At 71.1% G+C, this 22,711-nt stretch carries 7 protein-coding genes; all 7 read right to left on the reverse strand.

What is annotated here, in order from left to right:
* Positions 1 to 76: 76 nt before the first annotated feature.
* Positions 77 to 1,141 carry an SIS domain-containing protein gene (locus tag AB5J49_RS09165; protein WP_369168031.1) on the reverse strand — a complete coding sequence of 355 codons (1,065 nt, stop codon included), beginning with the start codon at positions 1,139 to 1,141 and terminating at the stop codon, positions 77 to 79.
* Between the two features lie 97 nt (positions 1,142 to 1,238).
* Positions 1,239 to 1,979: an SDR family NAD(P)-dependent oxidoreductase gene (locus AB5J49_RS09170; protein ID WP_369168032.1), complete on the reverse strand. Its 741-nt coding sequence runs from the start codon at positions 1,977 to 1,979 to the stop codon at positions 1,239 to 1,241.
* 258 nt (positions 1,980 to 2,237) lie between these two features.
* Positions 2,238 to 3,917, reverse strand: coding sequence for a cytochrome P450 (locus tag AB5J49_RS09175; protein ID WP_369168033.1), 1,680 nt, complete (start codon positions 3,915 to 3,917; stop codon positions 2,238 to 2,240).
* Entirely contained in the window at positions 3,917 to 12,940 is a 9,024-nt protein-coding gene (locus AB5J49_RS09180; RefSeq protein WP_369168034.1) for an amino acid adenylation domain-containing protein, read from the reverse strand. Before AB5J49_RS09180 ends, AB5J49_RS09175 begins: the two co-directional genes overlap by 1 nt.
* Before the next feature lie 15 nt (positions 12,941 to 12,955).
* Positions 12,956 to 21,571, reverse strand: coding sequence for an SDR family NAD(P)-dependent oxidoreductase (locus AB5J49_RS09185; protein ID WP_369168035.1), 8,616 nt, complete (start codon positions 21,569 to 21,571; stop codon positions 12,956 to 12,958).
* Positions 21,568 to 22,302 (reverse strand): 4'-phosphopantetheinyl transferase, encoded by a 735-nt coding sequence (locus AB5J49_RS09190; protein WP_369168037.1) that lies wholly within the window; start codon positions 22,300 to 22,302, stop codon positions 21,568 to 21,570. Before AB5J49_RS09190 ends, AB5J49_RS09185 begins: the two co-directional genes overlap by 4 nt.
* A gap of 32 nt (positions 22,303 to 22,334) precedes the next feature.
* Positions 22,335 to 22,616 carry a hypothetical protein gene (locus tag AB5J49_RS09195; RefSeq protein ID WP_369168038.1) on the reverse strand — a complete coding sequence of 94 codons (282 nt, stop codon included), beginning with the start codon at positions 22,614 to 22,616 and terminating at the stop codon, positions 22,335 to 22,337.
* Between the last annotated feature and the right edge of the window lie 95 nt (positions 22,617 to 22,711).

The raw sequence follows: 22,711 nt of genomic DNA on the forward strand, positions 1-22,711 counted from the left end.
CCAACACTCCTTTTTTCCTGCGCTCACTTGGGGACGAGACGTGCTCCGGTCGGCGACGAACCAGGGCGGACACGCCTTAGCGGGCAGCCGCTTCCGCGAGGATGGTGTCGCCGTGGTACCAGGGGTTTCCGGCGGCCTCGGAGATGAGGTTGCGTGACCGCGTCTCGTGTGCGCGGCCGAGCGCCAGCGTGAGGTGCTGGACGAACTCCAGGGCGGTGAAGTACTTCCGCATGAAGGTGGGTTCGGCCATGGGGACCTCGATCACCTCGATGTTCCCGTTCTCCGGGCGGTCGCTCGTGAGCAGGCCCGTCAGGTTCTTCCGCTTCGCCTGTGTGTACTCGTCGTCGTCCGCGTCGGCGAAGACCAGCACGCTGTGCTTGCGCGTCGGGTCCGACAGGGTCGCCACCTCGCTGTGGCAGAACTCGTGGAAATAGTTGCGGGTGGCCGGCACCATGGCGATCTCGTTGAGGTGCATCTTGGCCAGCTTGAGCAGGCTCTCGTGCCACACCGGCGAGGCGATCATGATGATGTTCGCGTCCCGGCTGCGCAGGGCCGCCGTGCGCGCCAACTCCCGGTGCGCGTCGGTGAAGTCGTGGGCCAGGTGGCCGGGGAGCGCCCGCACCTCGTCGCCGAAGTCCTGCGGGACCAGGCCCAGCCGGAAGAAGACGTCCAGCAGGATGGCGAAGTACTGCCCCACGTGGAACAGGGGGTACTCACGGTCGGGCTCGCTCAGCTCCCAGCGGAGGATGGACACACCGGCCTCCCGGCCCAGTTCTGCCAGGCGCCCGCCGGAGGTGAGCAGGACCATCCGGTCGTGGGCGTGCGCGAGTGCGTGGAAGGCCCGCGCGGGCTCCAGGGAGTGGCCGCTGTAGGAGCTCAGGATGATCAGGGTTTGGTCGTCGTCGATGACGGAGGACGGCAGCAGGTACGCGTGGTCGTAGTCGTTGAAGACGTGGAACTCCACCTCGGTGCCCGTGGAGATGAAGAAGGCGCGGACGACATCGGAGACGATCGCCGAGCACCCCATGCCGGTGAAGACCACACGCTTGAAGTGACCTGCGGCGATACGGGCGCGCAGGCTGTCGGTCAGCTCGTCCAGCGAGTATTCGTCGGACTTCGTGAAACCCTTCCGGTAATTCACGGAGAGAAATTCCTCGTATCGGTCCATTCGAGTACGCACGTACACAGCCTCTTTTCGGAAAATGAGAGTGGATACTTTCTCGTTCATGCCACGAGAATCACCACATGAACTGTCCACCGTCCACGATCAACTTCTGACCGGTAACGTACGAGGACTTCTCCCCGATCAGGAATTCCAACGCGTCGGCCATCATGTCGACATCCCCGATGCGTCGCTGCGGGATCTCATCGAGCAACTTGTCGCGGTAGTGCGGTTCATCGGTCCGGAATCGCGTGCGCATCTCCTCGGTGTCAATCATTCCGGGAATGAGCGAGTTGACGCGAATGGTCGGAGCGAGTTCCATCGCAAGGCATTTCGTGAAGTGCAGGAGCCCCGCCTTGCTGGCGCAGTAGTTCAGCCCGTCGAGCCGCGGGCGGATCCCCGTGGTGGCCGCGACGTTCACCACCGAGCCGCCGCCCGCGTCGAGCATCCTCGGCGCGAGCGTGCGCGTGAGATAGAACGGCGCGGACAGGTTGGCCGCGATCACCTGGTCCCAGTCGTCGAACGACATGTCGAGGAAGGGACGGTCGATGTTCCGCCCGGCGTTGTTGACCAGCACCTTCGGCGCCCCGTACGCCGCGAGCAGCTCGCCCGCCACGGCCGCCACCGCGTCGGGGTCCGCCAGGTCGGCCCGCACGGCCCGGAAGGAGTCGCCGAACTCGCGCTCGGCCGCGCCGGCCGAGTCCTTGTCGTTCCGGTAGAGCGCCACGACCCGGTACCCCAACGACACCAGGCGCCCACTCAGTCCGAGCCCGATACCTTTGGTACCGCCGGTCACGACCGCGAATTCCTTGTGCACCCTCATGTCTCCTGTACGCATTCGCCGGACTCGCCGGAACAATAAACTCTGCTGATCCTGTGACGAGCCCAGGAAGAATCAGCCGTGGGATGTTGCCAGGGGTAGGAATACCGGCCGGACATCGGCGGACCGGCGGAGGCTGCCTGCAGAAGGCGCGGCGCCCTTTTCGGGGATCCCGCTCAGAGATCCCGCTCAGAGATCTCACTCGGACAGCTTGCTCAGCCTAGCTCGATTGCATTCACTCCAGCAAGGCCGATTTCACGTTCGCGGCGTCAGTCTGCAGCGGACCTGACCGGTGGGTCGCAGGGTTATTCCGGTGTTCAGCGGAATGTCGGTGTCGACGGCGGTGAACGAGTAGTTCTGGAGCAGCACGCTCAGTGTGAGGGTGGCGTTCAGCATCGCCAGGTGCTGGCCGATGCACGCCCTCGGACCACCGCCGAACGGGAACCACGCGTAGCGCGGGCGCGCGGCCTCGTGCTCCGGCAGGAACCTGTCCGGGTCGAACGCGTCGGGGTCCTCCCAGATGTCGGGGCGGCGCTGGACGACGCCGGAGCTGACCACCACGTCGGCGCCGGCCGGAATGGTGTACGAGCCGACGCGCACGTCCTCGGTGGCGATGCGGCCCTGGGCCGGCGCGGCGGGGTAGAGGCGGAGCGTCTCCTTGAGCACCCGCGTCAGGTAGGGAAGTCTCTCCAGGTCCTCGGCGACGGGCTCACGACCGCTCAGGACGCTGTCGACCTCCTGGTGGGCGCGGGCCTGCACCTCGGGGTGGCAGGCGAGGAGATGCAAGGTGAGGCCCAGTGTGGTGGCGGTGGACTCGTGACCGGTGACGAGGAAGACGAGGACCTGGTTCCGGGTCTCCTGGGCACTGATCGGGTTGCCGTCGTCGTCGTGTGCCCGCGCCAGCAGGCTGAGCATGTCGTTCCGGCCGGTCGAGCCGGTCGACTCCTCGGCCCGGCGGCCCGAGATGATCTCGTCACACACCTCGTACAGCTCACGGTGCGCCTTGGCGGCGCGCCGATTGCCCGGCGTGGGCACCTTCCGGGACAGGTTCACCGGGGCGAACGCCCGCTTGACCGCATAGGCGTTGATCAGCGGGAAGTTGCGCTGCACCGTGGGGACCATCGCGTCCACGTCGTTCTTCCGGCCGAAGAGGATACGGGAGATCGTCCGCAGCGTGTGCCCCGTCATCTCCTCCGCCACGTCGACGGTCGCGTCCGGCGCGGTCCGCCACCGCTCGACGAGGCTGCCGGTCTCCTGGGTGATCTCCGAGCCGTACTCGTTCACCTGACGAGGTGTGAACAGCGACTGGAGCATACGGCGCTGGCGCAGGTACTCGTCCCCCATGCTGGTGAGCAGCCCGTTGCCGAACGACTGCCGCAGCTCCCCGAGGAACCGGTTCTCCTTGGAGAACGTCTGCGCCGAGGACGCCAGCACCTGCTGGGCGCCGTCCGCCGAGAACACACCGTAGAACTCCGCCCGCATTCCCGGCGGACCCACCGTGAACCGGACCACGTCACCGTGGTCGCGCAGCGCCTTGCGGTAGGTGCCCAGCGTGTCCCGCTGGAGGTCCATCAGCGACCCGAACAGCGGGTGGCCCGCCATGGTGGGAGGCGCCGAAACCATCGAGGTGGTCGCGGTCATGATGCTGTCTCTCCTTCTGCTGCTTGAGTGCCGGGCCGCCTCCTGCGGGCCTGACCCGTCGGGTGATGCGGGTGCCGGCCGGGCCGGCCGGTGCTCGACCGGGCATGCGCTCGCCGGAGGCGGATCCGTCCAGGCCGCCGCGGTGAACGCCAGGCAGTCCGGCCGCCCCGCGGGTCCGAAGGCCACGGTCCAGCCGGCCGGGACGTCGATGGCCGACGGCCACAGCGAGTGCTGCCGCCGGTCGTCGACGAGGACGAGGTAGTCGGTGTCCGGTCTGTCGAAGGGACTGGTCATCAAGGCGTCCTCGGTGAGTCCGGCGTCGCCGCCGAGGCGGCGCGCAGGTGGGCCACGTCCGATTGCGGGGACGCCACGATCTCCGCCAGCAACCGCTCGTAGGTGCGGGCCATGCGCTCGACGGTCCGCTGGGAGTAGAGGTCGGTGCTGAACTCCAGGTAGCCCCGCAGCCCTGACGCCGTTTCCTCCGCGACGAGGTTGAGGTCGTACTTGGTGGTCGTCGTCGCGGGACGGATGGGCAGCACCTCAAGGTCCGTGCCGTCACCGCCGGCCGCGGTGGGGGCGGCGGCGGGAAGCAGGTTGAACATCACCTGGAACAGCGGGGAACAGTCCGGCTCCGGAGCGGGCACCAGGGCCCGCACCAGGTCGGGGAACGGCAGGTCCTTGTGTTCGTGCGCCTCGGTGGTGACGCGTCTGGCCTGCGCCAGGATGTCGGGGAAGGGACGGTCTGCGGGCACGTCGAGCCGCAGTGCCACCAGGTTGACGAAGTAGCCGACCACGCCGTCCAGTTCGCTCCGGGGGCGGTTCGACACCGCGGTGCCGACGGCCAGTTCGCTGCCGTCCAGGTGACCGCCCAGGAGAACGGCGAAGGCCGACAGCAGGGTCATGTAGAGCGTGGCCCCCTGGTCCTGGCTCAACCGGCGCAGCCGCTCCAGCAGTTCGGCGGAGATCCGCAGATCCACCGACGAGCCCTGGTACGTCTTGACCGGGCATCGCTCGTAGTCGGTGCGCAGCGGCAGACAGGCCGGCAGCCCTGCCAGTTGGCGCCGCCAGTAGCTCTCTTGGCGGGAGAGCTCCGCGGCGTCGATCGTGTGCGCCTGCCAGTGGGCGAACCCGGCGTACGACAGCGGCAGTTCGGGCAGCTCCGGTGCCGTCCCACGGCTGAAGGCGCGGTACAGCTCCAGCAGCTCCGCCAGCACGACGTTCACGGACCAGCCGTCGAAGACGCCCCAGGGCCGGGTCAGCACCCCGATGTGCTGCTCGTCGGACACGGTGAGCAGGTGTGCCCGGATCGCGTACCGGTCCTCCGGCGCGAAGGGCCGCAGCCGTTCGGCGCGCAGCCACTCCATGGCCCCTTCCTCGTCGACGGCCGCCTGCCGCACCGCGAAGTCGGCGGCGGGATGGACGCGCTGGGTCACGGTGCCGTCGTGCCGGGCATAGCCGGTGCGCAGCACCGCATGGCGTTCGACCAGCGCCCCCACGGCGCGCGCGTAGGCCTCACGGTCCAGGAAGCCGTTGATCCGGAACGCCAGTTGGACGTTGTCGTGCGCCGTTCCCAGGTGTGCGGGCCGGTTGAGGAACCACAGGTCGCGCTGTTGGAGCGTGATGGGTGCCGGACCCCGCTGCCCGGCCTCGTCGGCCTGCGCCGGGTCGGCCTGGTCCGACGGTCCACTGTCCTGCCGTGCCGGCTGCTCCAGGACGGCGGACATCTCTTCGACGGTGGCCCCGCTGAAGATCAGCTGGAGCGGCAGCTCGGCGCCGGTCTCCTTCTTGATCCGCAGGGTGAGCCGGGTCGCGAGCAGGGAGTGTCCGCCGAGATCGAAGAAGTTGTCCTGGAGTCCGACCTGGGTGAGACCGAGGACGTCGGCGACGATCCGGCACAGCGCGCGCTGTGCCTCGGTCCGCGGGGCGACATACCGCTCCTTGGTCACGTCGGCCTCGTCCGGGGCCGGCAGGGCCCGCTTGTCGACCTTGCCGTTCGGTGTGACCGGCAGTTCGTCGAGGACCACGAACACGCCGGGCACCATGTAGTGCGGCAGCTGCGCGGAGAGGTGCTCCTTGAGGGCGCGGGCCAGCGACGGCCCCCTGCTGCCGAGCTGCGGATGGTTGGTCGCGGCGGGTGCCCGATACGGCTCACGCGCCCGTACCCGGGGCAGTTCGTCCCGGCCGAGCACCAGGTCGAGGCCGTCGAGCCGGTCCTGCGACCAGGTGGCCGCCACCTGGAAGCCGAGCTCTTCGGCGTGCCGGAGAACGGCTTCCAGCTCCCGGACCTCGTCCGCGGTCCGCGATCGGGGCGCGAGCGGCTCGGCCGATCGGGGCTGCGGCCTGCGCCCGAACTCCGCGCCGAGGCGCACCGCGTCGGTGACACGGGGGTTCGTCAGGCCGCTCACCCCGAACCGGTCGGGGACGTCGCCGTCCAGGAGAGCGCGCAGCTCCGCCGGGGAGGCGGCCTCCAGCCACGGCAGGGAGGCGGCCGGCGCGACGTCCTTGCGCAGGATCACGTCGTAGCGGTAGGCGAGTGCCTCACTGCTTCCCTCGCCCCGCCCGACGACGAGGTCGACGGCCCCCAGCTCGGGCAGACGCTCCGGCAGCCGTGCGAAGTACGTCGGGCTGACGAGCAGTTCCCGCTCCTGGCGCCGGCTGCGCCGCACCTGGGTGGCCGGCGCGTCGACGGCGCCGCCGGACTCGGTACGGTCCTGCTCGGCCGCGCAGAGCTGGGCGGTGAACAGATCCAGGTTCCGGACGCCGCCGACGAGGATGCTGCCGCCGTCCTCCAGGAGGGGGACCAGGAGGCCGAGTACCTGTTCCAGGTACTGCTCGTTCGGAAAGTGCCGCACCGAGTTGAGCACGATCGTGTCGAACTTCTCGCCCCGCAGCTCCGCCACGGACAGGGCGTCCCCCTGGGTCAGCGTGACGTGCGACCAGCCGCGGCCGGTGACGCCGCGGCGGGCCGCGTCGAGAGCCGTGGCCGACGGGTCGAGCGCGTGCACCGAAGCGCAGTCGGCGGCGTAGCGCAGGAGCAGCTCTCCCCCGCCGCAGCCGATCTCCAGCACCCGTTCGGGGCGTATGCGCTCCAGCTGCCGGAGCGCGGCCTCGACGGGTTCCTGGTCGGCGGATCCGGTGCCGTGCGCATACCGGTCGTCCACGTGCCGCCACCACTGTTCGAGGTGGGCGGCGTTCTCCTCCTGGTCGGCGGTGTGCAGCCACTGGGGAGTCGGGCTCACGTAGGCGGCGAGCGTGCGGGCGGCGCCGCTCCCCTGCGGGACGACCACGGCCCGGTGCACCGAGGGGTGCTTGAGCAGCACGTTCGCGACCTCGCCGGGTTCCACGCGGAAGCCGCGCACCTTGACCTGGTCGTCGACCCGGCCGAGGTAGTCGAGCGTGCCCTCCGCACGCCATCTCACCAGGTCACCGGTGCGGTACATACGTGTTCCGGGGGCGAACGGGCTGGCCACGAACCGCTCGGCGGTCAGCTCCGGCCGGTTCAGATAGCCACAGGCCATGCCGTCGCCCGAGGCGTACAGCTCACCCGGCACTCCGAGCGGTACCTGGCGCAGCGCCTCGTCCAGCACGTACACCCGGGTGTTCCACACCGGAGGGCCGATGGGCACGGCGGTCGCTCCGGGCTCGGCGCGGTAGCGGCAGGCGGTGACGGGACCGCCCTCGGTGGGCCCGTAGAGGTTGTGCAGTTCGGCGTCCGGCAGCACGCGTGCGAACCGTTCGGCGAGCTCGACCGGGAGCGCCTCGCCCGCGGTCTCGACACGGCGCAGGCCGGTGCCCAGTTCCGCGGTCGGTTCCGACAGGAACTCGGCCAGCATGGACGGGACGAAGTGGAGGTCGGTGACCCGCTCGTCGCGGATCAACCGTGCGAGATACTCCGGATCCTTCTGGCCGTCGGGACGGGCGATCACCACGGCCGCGCCGACCTGGAGCGGCCAGAACAGCTCGGGCACCGAGACGTCGAACCCCACCGACGTCTTCAGCAGCATCCGGTCCTCGCCGCTCATGCCGTAGTGGCTCTGCTTCCACGCGGTCCAGTTCAGGCCCGCACGATGGGGGATCACCACGCCCTTCGGCCGGCCCGTGGAACCCGAGGTGTAGAGCACGTACGCGGCGTCCTCCCCGGCCACCCGGGTCCGGGGGTCCTCGTCCCGGCAGCCGGTGGTGTCCGGCAGCTCCTCCAGGACGAGCAGCGGCGTGCTGTCGGCGAGCACCTGCTCCACGCGCTCGTCCGGGAGGTCGGTCTCCATGGGGAGGTACGCCGCTCCGGTCTTCACCACGGCGTGGACGGCGACCACCAGGTCGAACGAGCGCGGCATCCGGATCGCGACCCGCTGCCCGACCCCGGCGCCCCGCTCGATCAGCCAGTGCGCGAGCCGGTTGGCACGGGCGTTCAGCTCCGCGTACGACAGGGTGCGGCCCTCGAAGACCAGCGCGGTGCGGTCCGGAGTACGTGCGACCTGCGCCTCGAACGCGGCGGGCAGCGTCTCGTGCGGGAGGGGTGTCGCGGTGTCGTTCCACTCGGCCAGGCGCCGGCGGTCGCCCGCCGGCAGGACATTGACGTCCAGCGCGGCGGTACCGTTCCCGTCGTCCTTGGCGAGGGCGGCGACCAGGCCCGCCAACGCCGTTTCGAGGCAGTCCGCCACCGCCTCGCAGGTGACCGTCTCCTCGACCTGGACGTCCAGCGACAGCTCGGTGCCGAAGTCGTCGAGCGACACCGTCACGGGGTAGTTGATGGCGTCCACGGCCGCGAGGAAGCGCACCCCGTGGTCGTCGATGCGGGGCAGCGCCGCGTCGTGCTCCGCCTCGAAGTGCCGGAAGTTGACCACGGCGCTGAACAGCGGGGCGTCTCCGTCCAGGCCGCTGCACCGCTGGACCAGGCTCAGCGGGCTCTGCTCCCGTGCGATCAACTCCCGCAGCCCGGTGTCGACGTCCGCGATCAGCTCCCGCACGGTCCGGCCGGCGAGCCGGGTGCGCAGGGGAAGCGTGTTGATGAAGTTGCCGAGCATGCGCTCCACCCCGGGCACGCCCTGCAGGCGCCCGGACATCACGGCGCCGAACACCACGTCGTCGCGCCCGCTGGTGGCCGAGACGAAGCAGGCCCACGCCGCGTGGAAGAGACAGGCCGGGCTCAGTTGCAGCCGCTGGGCCTGGGCCCGCAGGTCGCGTGCGAGGGACTCGGGCAGCGCTCGGCGCAGCCGGCCGACCCGTCGGCCGTTGCCGTGCACGTCGATGAGGCCGAACGGCGCCGTGGGCTCCGTGACGTCTTCGAGCACTGCCCGGAAGTGGGCCACCGTGTCGTCCGCGGTGTGCCTGGCCAGGGTGTGGGAGACGAAGTCGCGGTAGGGCGCCGGGGTGGACAGCAGGTCGGCGCGGCCCGCCATGTGCACGGCCAGCTCCTGCAGGATCAGTCGCAGGGAGGTGGCGTCCTCGATGAGATGGTGGGCGGTCAGCAGCAGGTGGCGCCGCTGCGAGTGCGGCTCCTCGGCGACGACCAGGCGCAGCAGCGGCGCGCTGTCGAGGCGCATCCGTTCCTGGCGCGCGAGCAGTTCCCTCGCCTGCTCCTCGGGGTCCCGGCCGGCGGTGAGCCTGATCCGCCGCACGGGGAGCCGCGCGGCCCGGTGCACGACCTGGACCGGTTCGGGCAGGCCTGCGGTGAGAACGGCGGTGCGCATCACGTCGTGGCGGTCGACGATGCGCTGCAGCGCGTCGATGAACCGGGTACACGCCTGCTCGTCGTCGGCCCGGTAGAGGGTGGAGACGAGATACGGGTCGTTGTCCGGGTCCATCAGATGGTGGAAGAAGATGCCCTCCTGCGTGGGCAGCAGGGGGTAGATGTCCTGGATGGCGGCCGCCCCGCCGGGCACGGCGGCCACGACGGTGTCGATCTGCTCCTGTGTCAGGTCGATCAGCGCGAGGTGGTCGGGCGTGAGGCGCTCGCAGCCCTCCGGGATCCGGTTGGCGGGGACGGTGTGCGCGGGCGTCGCCCCGGTCGCGTCGATGCGCGCCGCCAGCTCGGCCAGCGTGGGCGCGGTGAAGACGTCCTGGACGGTGACGTGCAGACCGCTCTCCTTCAGCCGCGCCACCAGCACCGTGATCATCAGGGAATGGCCGCCGAGGGCGAAGAAGTTGTCCTCGGCGCTGACCCGGTCGGCGTCGAAGCCGAGGAGTTCGGCGCAGACGTCGGCCAGCTGCCGTTCGGTGCCGGTGACGGGTGCGACGTAGGCGCGCTGGGCGAAGGCGTCGATGCCGGGGGCGGGCAGGGCACGGCGGTCCAGCTTGCCGTGCGCGGTCACCGGCAGGGCGGCGAGTTCGACGTACGCGCTCGGCACCATGTACTCGGGCAGGGCGCCCTCGAGGTGGCGGACCAGGTCGGCGCGGTGGTCGGCGAGGGCGTGGCCCGGTTCGGGCACCACGTAGGCGACCAGGCGGGGGCTGCCGGGCTGGTCCTCACGGACCAGGACGGCCGCGGAGCGGACGGCGGGGTGCTCCGTGAGCCGGTGCTCGATCTCGCCCGGCTCGATACGGAAGCCGCGCACCTTGACCTGGTCGTCGGCGCGGCCGAGGAACTCCAGGTCTCCGTCGGGCAGTCGGCGCACCAGGTCGCCGGTGCGGTACATGCGGGCATCGGGCGAAGCGTCGAACGGGTTGGGCACGAACCGTTCGCGGGTCAGCTCGGGCTGGTGCAGATAGCCGCGGGCCAGCCCCACGCCGGCGATGTACAGCTCGCCGACGCAGCCGATGCCCTGCGGCGCGAGAGCATCGTCGAGCACATGCAGTTGGATGTTCTGGATCGGCCGGCCGATGGGGACGACGCGCGGCGTGCCATCGGCGGGGACGGTCCAGTGGCTGACGTCGACGGCCGCCTCGGTGGGCCCGTACAGGTTGTGCAGCGGCGCGGTGTGCCGCTCGTAGTGGCGTGCGCACAGGTCCGCGGGCAGCGCCTCGCCGCTGCAGAACACCTGCCGTACGGTCGTGCACCGCGCCCAGCCCGGGTCCTCGACGATGCTGCGCAGCATCGACGGCACGAAGTGCAGGGTGGTCACGCCGAACGCGCGGACGGCGGAGACCAGGTAGGCCGGGTCGCGGTGACCGCCGGGCACGGCGATCGCGAGAGCGGCGCCGGAGAGCAGCGGCCAGAAGAACTCCCAGACGGACACGTCGAAGCTGTAGGGGGTCTTCTGCAGGACGACGTCGTCCTCGGTGAGCCGGTACTCGTTCTGCATCCACTCGATGCGGTTCACCGCGGCCCGGTGCTCGATCATCACGCCCTTGGGGCGGCCCGTGGAGCCGGAGGTGTGGATCACGTACGCCAAGTTCCCCGCGTGCGCGGCGGGTTGAGCGGCCGGGACATCCGCGTCCGGGGCGTCGAGGACGTCCGTGCCCTCCTGGTCGCGCAGGGTGCCGTCGGGGTGCAGGACGAGCAGGTGCTCGACGCCGTGCAGTGGTTCGGCTTCCAGATGCGGCTGGGTGAGGACCACGGCGACCCCGGAGTGGTCCACGAGGTCGGTGCGGCGGGCCGCCGGGTAGGACGGCTCGATCGGCATGTAGGCGCCCCCGGCCTTCAGGGCGCCCAGAATGCCCGCGACCATCTCGGCGGAACGCTCGGCGTGCAGCCCGACCAGGGTGTCCGGCCCGACACCGTGCCGGCGCAGACCGCGGGCGATCCGGTCGGCCCAGGCGTCGAGTTCGGCGTACGTCCATGAGCGGTCGGTGGTGACCAGGGCCGTGCGCTCGGGGTGCCGGGCCACCCGCTCCTCGAACAGTTCGTGCAGGCACCGGTCGTCGCTGAAGGCTCGCTCGGTGTCGTTGAACACCTCGACCACCTGGCGACGTTCCTCGGCGTCGATCATGGCGAGCCGGGACACGGGCAGCGCCGGATCGTCGGCGACGGCGGCGAGCAGCCGGGTGTAGTGGCCGATGAAGCGCCGGATGGTCTTGCGGTCGTACAGGTCGGGGTTGTACTCGACGGTGCCGACCAGGCCGTCGGGGGACTCCCGCAGGTCGATGGTCAGATCGAACTTGGTGAAGCTGAGATCGAAGTCGACCGGGGAGACCTGCAGGCCGCCGAGGGTGACGTCCCGTCGGGTCTGTGCCTCCTGGAGGACGAACATCGTCTGGAAGACGGGCGCATGGGCGAGGCTGCGCTCGGTGTCCAGGGCCTCCACGACGGCCTCGAAGGGGACTTCCTGATGGTCGTAGGCCTCCAGGGCGGTCTTCTTCACCTGGGCCAGCAGATCGCGGAAGTCCGGGTCGTCCGCGAGGTCCGCGCGCATCACCAGGGTGTTGGCGAAGAAGCCGACGAGATCCTCGACCTCGCGTCGCCCGCGGTTGGCGACGACCGTGCCCACGGCGATGTCCGTCTGGTGGGTGTAACGGTTGAGGACGACGGTGTAGGCGGCCAGCAGGGTCATGTAGAGCGTGGCTTCGTGCACCTTGGCGACGTCACGCAGGGCGCTCAGCAGTTCCGCCGGGCAGGTGAAGCTCTCACGGGCCCCCGTGTACGTCTTCACCCGCGGGCGCTCCCGGTCGGCGGGTAGCGTCAGCCGCGGGTCGACCCCGGCGAGCTGACCCCGCCAGTAGTCCGTCTGACGGCCGTGCAGGTCACCGGCGAGCCGCTCACGCTGCCAGTGCGCGTAGTCCGCGTACTGCACGGGCAGCGGCTCCAGCGGGTCGGGGCGGCCCGCGCAGAACGCCTCGTACAGGGCGACCAGGTCGCGGAAGAACACGCCGACCGACCAGCCGTCGGACACACTGTGGTGCGTGGTGACGAGCAGGTGGTGCTCCTGCTCCGACTGCCGCAGCAGCCTGGTCCGGATCAGCGGACCGCGCTCCAGGTCGAACGGGGCGGCGGCCTCGTCGCGACAGATCGCGGCGAGCCGCGCCGGGTCGGTCAGCTCCTCCTCGGCGACCGTGAAGTCGCTTCCGTCGCCGATGACCTGGCGCGGTACGCCACCTTCGTCGGCGAACCGGGTGCGCAGCACCTCGTGCCGCTGGACGACCGCCTCCAGGGCGCGCAGCAGCGCGGGGCGGTCGAGGCGGCCGTGCAGCCGCATCGCCATCGGGATGTTGTAGGCGGCGCCGGTGCCGTCCAGCTGGGCGAGGAACCACAGCCGCTGCTGGGTGAAGGACAGCGGCACAGGTGTGCCGTCGGTCCGGGGCAGCCGGGGGATGGTCTCGAGCGCGGAGAGGTCGACGCCCTGCTTGCGCAGCAGCGCGATCAGGGCGCGCTGCCGCTTTTCCGGCAGGGTGCGGATCCTCCGGATGAGATCAAGGCCGGTGTCCTGACTGGTGGTGCCCATCGTCGTCCCCCTGCCTCAGCTCTCGATGTCCAGCGCGTCCAGCTCCTCGTCGCTCATGTGCTCGACGAGGGCGATACCTTCGAGGATCAGATCCAGCTCGGGTGTGCTCGTGTCCTCGGCGACGAGGAGCCGTTCGCGCAGTTCCCCGGCCATGTCGGAGAGGCGCGGCGCGGCGAAGACCGCTTCGACCGACAGCTCGACACCCGCCCGCTCCTTGAGCAGGTTGATCAGCCGGGTGGCGAGCAGCGAGTTGCCGCCGAGCGAGAAGAAGTCGGTCCGTGCGGTCAGCGTGGCCGCGTCGACCTGGAGGACATCGGCCCAGGCCTGTCCCATGGTCTGCTCGGCGTCGGTGACGGGGCCGGCAGGCGGCACGGGTTCCTGTGCCCTCGTCTGCGGTACGACCGCCCGCGGGTCGCGTCCGATCCAGTAGCTGCCCGCCTCGAACACGGTGGCCGGCAGGGGCACCATCCGGCGCCGCCCGGTGTGCAGCGCGCTCCAGGGCACCCGGATCCCGCGCACCCACAGGGCGGCCAGTTCCTCCAGGGCGCGGTCCTCGGCGAGCCCGGCGAGGAAGGCCTCGCTCCGGGGGCCGGACAGGACGGCGGTCCAGGGTCCGGGGTCGTCGTCGGCGTTGCCCCGGTACACGGGCACGGTCGTGGGGGTGCCCGCCACGTGTTCGGCGAGCGCCCGGGCCAGTTCGGCACGGTCGGCGGCAACCACGGCGAGCCGCTCGGTCAGCGGTTCGCGGCCCAGCTGCGTGGTGTACGCGATGTCCGCGAGGCTCACGGTGGAGTCGGTGCCGTCGTCGCCGGGCAGGTCCGCCAGGTGGTCGAGCAGGCGCTGTACCGCCGTGTACAGGCGTTCCTCGGTCCGGGCGGAGACCACGACGACCTGCGGCGCGGTGTCCGGGGTGACGGTCCGGACCTCGGCGGCGGCCGGCGGTGCCTCCACGACCATGCTGACGTGGGAGCCGCCCGCCGCGACGCAGTTGATGAGGGCGCGGCGGGGCTGGGACGGCCCGCCGGTTCCCGTGACGCCGCGCGGCTCCCAGTCCGTCAGCCGGTCGCTCAGCTCGACCGGCGAACCGTCCAGGTCCAGGCGGGGGTTGGCGGTGCCGGCGTCGACGAGCGGTGCTATCTGGCCATGCTGGAGCTGGAGGACGACCTTGGTGAGCTGGGCGATGCCGGAGGCGGCCTCGGGGTGGCCGAGGTTGGACTTCACGGCGCCGACGGGCACCGGGGTGGTCACACCGGTGAACACCTCGCGCAGGGCGCGCAGTTCGACCTCGTCGGAGAAGGCGGTGCCGTTGGCGGCGGACTCGACGTAGGTGATGTCGGCGGGTTCGGCACCGGCTCGTTCCAGTGCCCGGCGCATGGTGGCGACTTGGGTGCGGTGGCTGGGTGTCATGAAGCCGTTGGAGCGGCCTGCGTGCTGGGAGGCGGTGCTCTTGATGACGGCGTGCACGGTGTCGCCGTCGCGCAGGGCGGCGTCCAGCGGCTTGAGCAGGACGGCGCCGACCGCCTCGGCGGGGAGGTAGCCGTCGCCGTCGCGGAAGCTGCGTGCGCCCGGGTGGGTGCCGAGGAGTTGCATCTCCGAGAGCGCGACGTACTTGTCCTCGTGCACGGTCAGGTTGACCCCGCCCGCGACGGCCAGCTCGCATTCGCCGCGCAGCAGGTCGGCGCAGGCGAGGTGCACAGCCATAGCGGACGATGTGCACATGCTGTCCACGGCCAGGCTCGGGCCTTCGAGGCCGAAGTAGTGGGAGACGCGGTTGGCGATGAGGTTGTACGAGGCGGCCGAGGTGAGCGCCGAGAGCACCGGTTCGGAGGCGTCCGCCCGGTACATCTGGTAGGCGGCGCCGACGTACACGCCGACGCGCCGGCCGTAGCGACGCTCGATCACCTCCTGGGTGACGCCGCCCTGCTCCAACAGGTGCCACACGGTCTCCAGGAACAGCCGCTGCTGCGGGTCCATCGCGGCGGCCTCGCGGGGCGAGATGCCGAAATGCAGCGGGTCGAACCGGTCGATGCCGTCGAGGAACGCACCGTATCGGGCGCCGCCGTCGGTCTTCCAGCGGTCGGCGGGGACCTCGGTGACGCAGTCCCGGCCTTCACGCAGTGCTGTCCAGAAGGCGTCCAGGTCGTCGGCCTGCGGGTAGCGTCCGCCGATGCCGATGATGGCGATGTCCTGGCTGCGGTGGTCCGGCTCGTGTCGGACCGGTGTGGGGGTCTGCGCAGTGCGCGGGGGTGCGGTGGCCTGGGGCTGTGCGGGGGCCGTGGCGGGCGCAGGCTCGCCGACGAGGGTGCGCAGTGCCTGCGGGTGGTCAGCGGCGAGGTGGTGGGCGAGTCCTCGTACGGTCTGTACTTCGAAGAGCAGGGTGCGGGAGAGGGGGCCGAAGGTGTCTTCCAGTGGCTCGACCATGGCGACGGCGAGGACGGAGTCCATGCCGTAGCGCTCCAGTGGTGTGTCGGGGTCCAGGCGTTCGGGTCCGAGTTTGAGGGCGGCGGCGAGTACGCGTCTGAGGTGGGCCACGGCGCGGTCCTCGACGGAGCGTGCGGAGCCGCCGTCGGCGACTGTGGCGGGCGCGGGGTCCTGCGCTGCCGTATCCGTCGTGGTCTGTGGTGCCGCCGCCCCCGCGCGCTCCGTCAGGCGGGTCAGCAGTGCCTCGCGGTCGCCTGCCACCACGAGCAGTCTGCCGTCTGTGACGCCGCCTGCGGCGCCGGCCAGGGCCTGGTGCAGGGCGGCCAGGCCGCGTGGGGTGTCGAGGGGGGCGAGGCCCAGGGCGAGCAGCTGCTCGCGGACGGGGCCCTGGGCGCCCATGGCGCCCTCGTCCCACAGCGGCCAGTTGACGGACACGGTACGACCGCTGCGCCGCCCGGCGCTCACGAGCCGGTTGCGGTGTCCGGCGTAGGCGTCCATGAAGGCGTTGGCGGCGGCGTAGTCGCTCTGGCCGGGGTTGCCGAAGGCACCGGCGAGGGACGAGAAGCAGACGAACAGCTCCAGCGGCTGTTCCTGGGTCAGCTCGTCCAGGTGGACCAGTCCGGCGACCTTGGGGGCGAGGACCCGGTCGAGTTCCTCAGCACTCTTGCGGACGATGAAGTTGTCCTCGATGACACCGGCGGCGTGCAGCACGCCGGTCAGCGGGCCGTGGTCCACGGTCACCCGGGCCAGCAGGGCGCCGAGCGCGTCCCGGTCGGCGACGTCGACGGCCTCGTACTGGACGGTCAGGCCGATGGTGCGAAGGTCCTTCAGCACCGCGCGCCGCTCGTCGGTCAGCGGCGAGCGCCCGGTGAGGACCACCGTGGCGTGCGCGACCGAGGCGGCGATGTCCCGCGCGACGTGCAGGCCGAGCCCGCCCATGCCTCCGGTGATGAGATAAACGCCGTCTTCCCGCCAGGGCGCGGGCGCGGGCCGGACGCCGGTGATTTCGGCCAGTCGGCGGACCTGGCGGCGTCCCTCGTGGTGGCGTACCTCGGGCTCGGGATCGGTGCCGGCCTCGGCTGTGAGGCGGGCGGCGACGGTGGCGGGCGAGACGCCGTCCAGGCACTCCAGGTACTGGGTGTGCAGCTTCGGGTTCTCCAGGTGGGCCGTACGCAGCAGCGCGCCCAGGCCGCTGAAACAGGCCAGCCGGTCGCTGTCGCCGACGGCTGCCACCTGGAGCAGCGTGGGCCGGCGCACGCCCTGTTCCAGCAGCCCACGGGTCAGCGTGAAGACCTGCCGCACGGCATCGGCGTACTGCCGGTCCAGCGGTGCGTCCGCCGGTTCGAGGAAGGTGCACTCGGTCCCGGCGGGCAGCGCGGCCCGCAGGGCGTCACGCGCGTCGGCGGCGAGGCCGAGCACCACGACGTGCCGTTTCGAGAAGGCGCCCGCCGCCCCGGCCGTGGCCTGCCGCTCGGTCCATTCGGGGCGCAGCAGCACCACGTCGGCGTCGCCGACGGCCCGGGATCCGGCAGCCGGCGCGGGGCGGTGTGGTGCGCCTTGGGTGTCGAGGTCGTACCAGCAGCGTTCGCGGGCGAAGGGGTAGCCGGGCAGGCTGATACGGCGTACCGGGCTACCGGCCGGCCAGGCGTCCTCCCAGCGCACCTCGGCGCCGTCGGCCCAGCCCGCGAGCAGGTCCTCGTGCGTCCCCTGCCGCGTCCAGGCGTCCAGGGCGGCGCGCACTGCCGGGGCGTCGGCGGGCCGGTCCGGGCGGACGGTACCCCGGTGCCAGGGGCCTCTCGCGCCCGGGTCGGTGGCGAAGGCGGCAAGCCGCTCACGGGCCTCGGCAAGGCTGCTCGCGGTGAAGGCGAGGCGTTCCTCCAACGCGATGCGTCCGCTCTGCAGGGTCCAGGCGATGGCGGGCAAGTCGGCGTCGCTCAACTGACCAAGACGAATATGCAGGAGGCGGGCCTGCTCGACGAGCTGGGCCTCGCTCTTGGCGGAGAGCACCAGCAGAGCCGGGCGGCCGCCGGCCGGCACGGCTGCGGGGCGGGCGGGCGGCTGGTACTCGGTGATGATGACGTGGGCGTTGGAGCCGCCGCCGCCGAAGCTGGACACTCCGGCGATGCGTGGCGCAGTGCGCTGTTCGCCGTCGTAGTCCACGACGGGCCGGTGCCAGGGCTCCAGGGTTTGCTGGACGTGCAGCGGGGTGCGGTCGAAGTCGATGTGCGGGTTGAGGGTGGCGGAGTGCAGGCTCGGCACGAGTTCGCCGTGGCGCAGTTGGAGCAGGACCTTGGTGAGGGCGGCGATGCCGGCGGCGGATTCCAGGTGTCCGATGTTGGACTTCACGGAGCCGATCGCGAGGCGCTCGGGGCTACCGCCCGCGCGGCTGAACGCCCGCTGCAGGCCGGAGACTTCGATGGGGTCGCCGAGGGAGGTACCGGTGCCGTGCGCTTCGAGGTAGCTCAGGGAGCGCGGGTCGACACCGGCGGCGGCGAGCGCGGCGGTGATGACCTCGCCCTGCGCCACCGGGGTCGGCACCGAGTAACCGGAAGTGCGCCCGCCGTGGTTGACGGCCGTGCCCTTGATCACGGCGTGGATCTGGTCGCCGTCGGCGATGGCCTGCTCCAGCGGCTTGAGCAGGACGGCGCCGACGCCCTCGCCGGGGACGTAGCCGTCGCCGCCCTCGCCGAAGCTGCGGCACCGGCCGTCGCTGGAGAGGAACTTGCGCTGCCCGAGAACCAGGTGCTTGTTGGGGTGCGGGGTGAGGTTGACGCCCCCGGCGAGCGCGGTGTCGCACTGACCGCTGCGGATGGCCTCGCAGGCCAGGTGGATGGCGGTCAGCGAGGAGGAGCACATGGTGTCCACGGCCATGCTCGGGCCGTGGAAGTCATAGAAGTACGACACCCGGTTGGCGATCGTGGAGGCGCTGCCCCACAGCGCCGCGGACTCGCCGCGCTCCTGCGCCTGAGCGCCGAGGAGCTGGTACTCCTGATACATCACACCGACGAACACACCCACCCTCGCGTTGGGCGAGAGCCGGTCGGCGGTGTATCCGGCGTCCTCCAGAGTGTGATGGGCGCACTGCAGGAACAGCCGCTCCTGCGGGTCGAGGTGGTCGGCCTCCAGCAGCGAGATCTGGAAGAACAGCGGGTCGAACCGGTCGATGTCGTCCAGGAAACCGCCCCAGCGGCCGGCCCCGGCCTCCGCGTACCGGCCGTGGTTCCAGCGACCGGCGGGCACCTCACGGACACAGTCGCGACCCGCACGCAAGTTCCGCCAGAACTCGTCCAGGCCAGCGGCCTCGGGATAGCGACCGCTCACACCAATGATCGCAATGTCACCAGGACGCACCGCTTCGGGCTCGGCCGGCGTCTCGACGGCGGGCAACGGACGGCTGGACAGACCGCTCAGCTCCACGCACACACGGCCGTGCTCGTCCACGACGGTGACGTCCAGCCGGGCGGAGGCCCGGTCGGTGCCGCTGCCCGACTGGTGGCGGATCCACGCATACGCGGTGGTGGGCGTGGCCGCGACGGCCTCGGCGCGGGTGAGGGCGAACGGCAGGGCGAGCGCCGCCGAGCCGCCGTCGCCCAGCCACAGGCCGATGGTGCTCTGGAGGGCGCCGTCGAGAATGCTCGGGTGCAGCAGGCCGCCGTGCAGCGGTTCGGCCGCTTCCGGCAGGCGCAGTTCGGCCAGGACCTGACGGTGGCCCTCCGCGTCCGTGCCGGTGCGCAGCTCGGTCAAGGATCGCTGCGAGGGACCGTACTCCAGGCCGAGACTGCCGTAGAGGCCGTAGACGTGCTCACCGGAGTACGTCGCCTCGGTGCACACGGCCCGCAGCTCGGCGAGGGGCAGGGTACGCAGAGTGGCGTCCTGGGCCAGGGTCGCCCGGCCCTGGCCGCACAGGGTGGTGTCGCCGTCGGCTCCGACATCGAGGATTTCGTACGTGCAGCCCTCCCCGCCGGTGCGCACGCGCACGCGCAGCGTCAGCCCTTCGGGACCGGACACGGCGGCCCGGAGCCACACCACATCGGTCAGCCGGACGGCGGCGGCGTCCTCCCGTCCCAGCGCCCGGGCGACCGCCACGCGCGCCATCTCCAGCTGCGCGACCCCCGGCAGCACCCGGCCGCCGCGGACCTGATGGTCACGCAGATACGGTTCCGAGCCGTCGAAGCGGGTCTCGTACGTCACCTCGTCCGCCGGCCCGCCGGGCACGGTCCGCTGGAGCAGCGGGTGGGTCTGCGGGGCGGAGGAGGCGCTCGGCGAGTAGCCCTGGGCAGCGGTCGTGTTCTGGACGCCGTGGCCTCCTTGGGCTCCTTGGACTCCTTGGACTCCTTGGACGGCGACCAGATGGGACGCCATGGCCTGCAGCGTGCGGTGCTCGCCGAAGACGCCCGGAATCAGCGCCAGCCCGTAGCGCTCGTTCACCCGCTCGACGAGCCTCGCGCGCCCGCCCAGGTCCAGCCCGAACTCGCTGAGCTCTGCGTCGGGGTGCACATCGGCGGGGCGCACACCGAGAAGGGCCGCCACCTCTTCGGTGAGGGCGGTGCTTACGAGGGAGAGGGCGTCGGGAGTGCCCGGGGCGGACGGGGCCGGGGCCCTTTCGGCCGGAGCCTCGGCGGCGGGAGCCTGCGCGGGGACGACCGGGGCGGCAGCGGGTGCGTCGGCCGGCGCGGCGGGAACGGGAACGGGAACGGGAACGGGAACGGGAACGGCCGACGCTGCCGCGACGACATCGGCGGACAGCTGAGGCTCCAGCCACGCCGTCAGCTCCGCGATCGTCCGATGCTCGAACATCACCGTCGGCGACAACTCCACCGACAGCCGCTCCTCCAACGCCGCGACCAACGACAGCAGGTCAGCCGACCCCAACCCCAACTCGTAGTAACCGAGCCCCACATCCACCTGATCCGCAGCCATCTCCAATCGGGCAGCCACCAACTCCCGCAACACAGCAGAGACAGACAGGGAACCCACCACCGGCACAACAGCGGGAGCCGCAGCGGGAGCCGGAGCGGGCACTGCGGCCGGCGCTGCCGCGACGGCATCGGCGGACAGCTGAGGCTCCAGCCACGCCGCCAGCTCCGCGATCGTCCGATGCTCGAACATCACCGTCGGCGACAACTCCACCGACAGCCGCCCCTCCAACTCCCCCACCAAGGCCAGCAGATCAGCCGACCCCAACCCCAACTCGTAAAAACCCAACCCCGCATCCACCGCATCCACAGCCACACCCAGCCGAGAACCCACCAACTCCCGCAACACAGCGGAGACAGACAGGGAACCCACCACCGGGACGACAGCGGGAGCCGGAGCGGCAGCGGCAGCGGCAGGGGCAGGGGCAGCGGGCGGTGCGGGAGCGTCGCCGCGGACGTCGAGCGCGCCGGCCGCCCGGATGCGCTTGGCGACGAACTGTCCGACCTCGGCCACCTTCTGGCCGGCCTCGTCGTAGAACTCCACGACCAGGCGGATGAGTTCGTCGTCGCGGCGTACGGAGTCGGCGGGCACCCGGACGTAGCAGCGCCCGCCGAGCGGCCCGGTCGTGCGGAAGCGGTCGAACATCAGCGGGAGGTAGAGGCCGGGGCCGTCGTTGTCCCCGTGCAGCATGCCCAGGGCGACACCACCGCCGAGGAGACCGGCTTCGAAGAGGGCCGGGTGGAAGAGGAACGCGTCGGTGGAGGCCTGGTGTTCGGGGGCGAGTTCCAGTTCGGCGATCCAGTCGCCGGGACGGTGGTGGACCGCGCCGCCGAGCTTCATCAGGCCCGAGTGGAGGAGGTCGTACTCCCGGCACCAGGTGTAGATCTCGTCCATGGTGGTGCGCCGGGTCGCCCCCTGCACGGGCAGCGGGAGCCGCTCCGTGAAGGCGACGGGGCCACGGTGGTGGGCGGTGACGACGGCGTGCACGACGTCGGTGGTGTCCTCGGCGCGGCGGCTGCGCACCTCGATGCGCCATCCCCCGCCGGCCGCCGGGCGTCCCTCGACGGTGGTCAGGACGGCCTCACCGGGCCCGGCGACGAGCGGCGCGAGGATGGTGAGGTTGCGCAACTCCACCTCGGGCATGGGGTGTCCGTGCCGGGCGAGCACCTGGAGGACCAGGTCCACGTAACCGACACCGGGCAGCAGGCTGCGGCCGTACACGACGTGCCCGCGCAACAGGGGGTTGTCGGCGGTGACGGTAAAGGTCTCGGTGAACGTCGGCAATGCGGTCATCGGTTTTCCGTCCCAAGAAAGGCGCGCGAAGGTGCCCGAGTATGCGTGGCGCGAACCGGGGATTCGTTTATGGACAGGGGAAGAGCGATGGCTGTCAGGATGAACCCGTCGCGGTGCATCCAGCGCCCTGTGAGCCGGGGTACAGGATTCCCTGCCGCCTGGGGTGGGGGCACCAGGAACCGCGCGGAGAAGAAGCCGCGGGAATCGATGTCGATCCGGGCCCCGTCGAACCCCAGCATCCGCTGGGCGAGGGGAAACCAGGCTTTGTAGACGGCTTCCTTGCAGCTGAACAGCAAGCGGTCCCATGGCACCGCGTCGCTTTGTGCGCCGAGCCGTTCCACAAGGTCTCGTTCGGCCGGCAGGGCGACCAGGTCGAGTAAGTCTCCGGGAAGCGGGGCGCTTTCCTCGGCATCGATGCCCACGGAATGCATCCGGCTGGCCCGCGCCACCGCGGCGGCACGGTATCCGGAGCAGTGCGTCATACTGCCGACCACTCCGGCCGGCCATTGCGGAGCCCTGTGCCGACCGGGCGGCAGTGGAACCGGAGGAATTCCCAGTTCGCCGAGCGCGGTACGAGCACACTGGCGCACCGTCGAGAATTCCCGTCGGCGCCGTGGTACGGCATCGGCGATGGCCGTGCGTTCCTCGGCGAAGAGACGTATGTCCGCGTCCTCGTCGTCGTCCAATGCCTCTGCGGACATCACGTCGACGGGAAGTATCTCCTCGATCACTGTTCCCCCGAGCCCCGTTCTCCGCCTGTTTGTCAGACGGTCAGCGAGAAGTGCTCGCTGAGTTCCCGTGCGCCGATGGCGAAGTCGCTGGTTCGCTCGGCCTTCTCCACCACCTCGTCGTCCCCGACCCCCTTCGAGATGGCCACGAGCCACTCGTAGGTCTCGCTCGGATGAACGTCGTAGGTGCAGTGGACCTGGGACGGCAGGTCGGGGCTGAGGTCCGGGGCGTGGGCGGTGGCGTCCGCGAAGTCTTTCTTCGCCCCGAAGGTGCCCTCGAAGGTGAGACGCGGAGCGACTGGTGGGTGCGGAAACACTGGTCGAGTTCGCGGTCGAGTTCCGCGAAGTCGCGGTGCGGGATGAAGGGGGCGTTCTTCAGGTTCCCGGTGCGACCCATTTGGAGCCGCTCGAC

The organism is Streptomyces sp. R28 (assembly GCF_041052385.1).
In the GTDB taxonomy this organism is placed as follows: domain Bacteria; phylum Actinomycetota; class Actinomycetes; order Streptomycetales; family Streptomycetaceae; genus Streptomyces.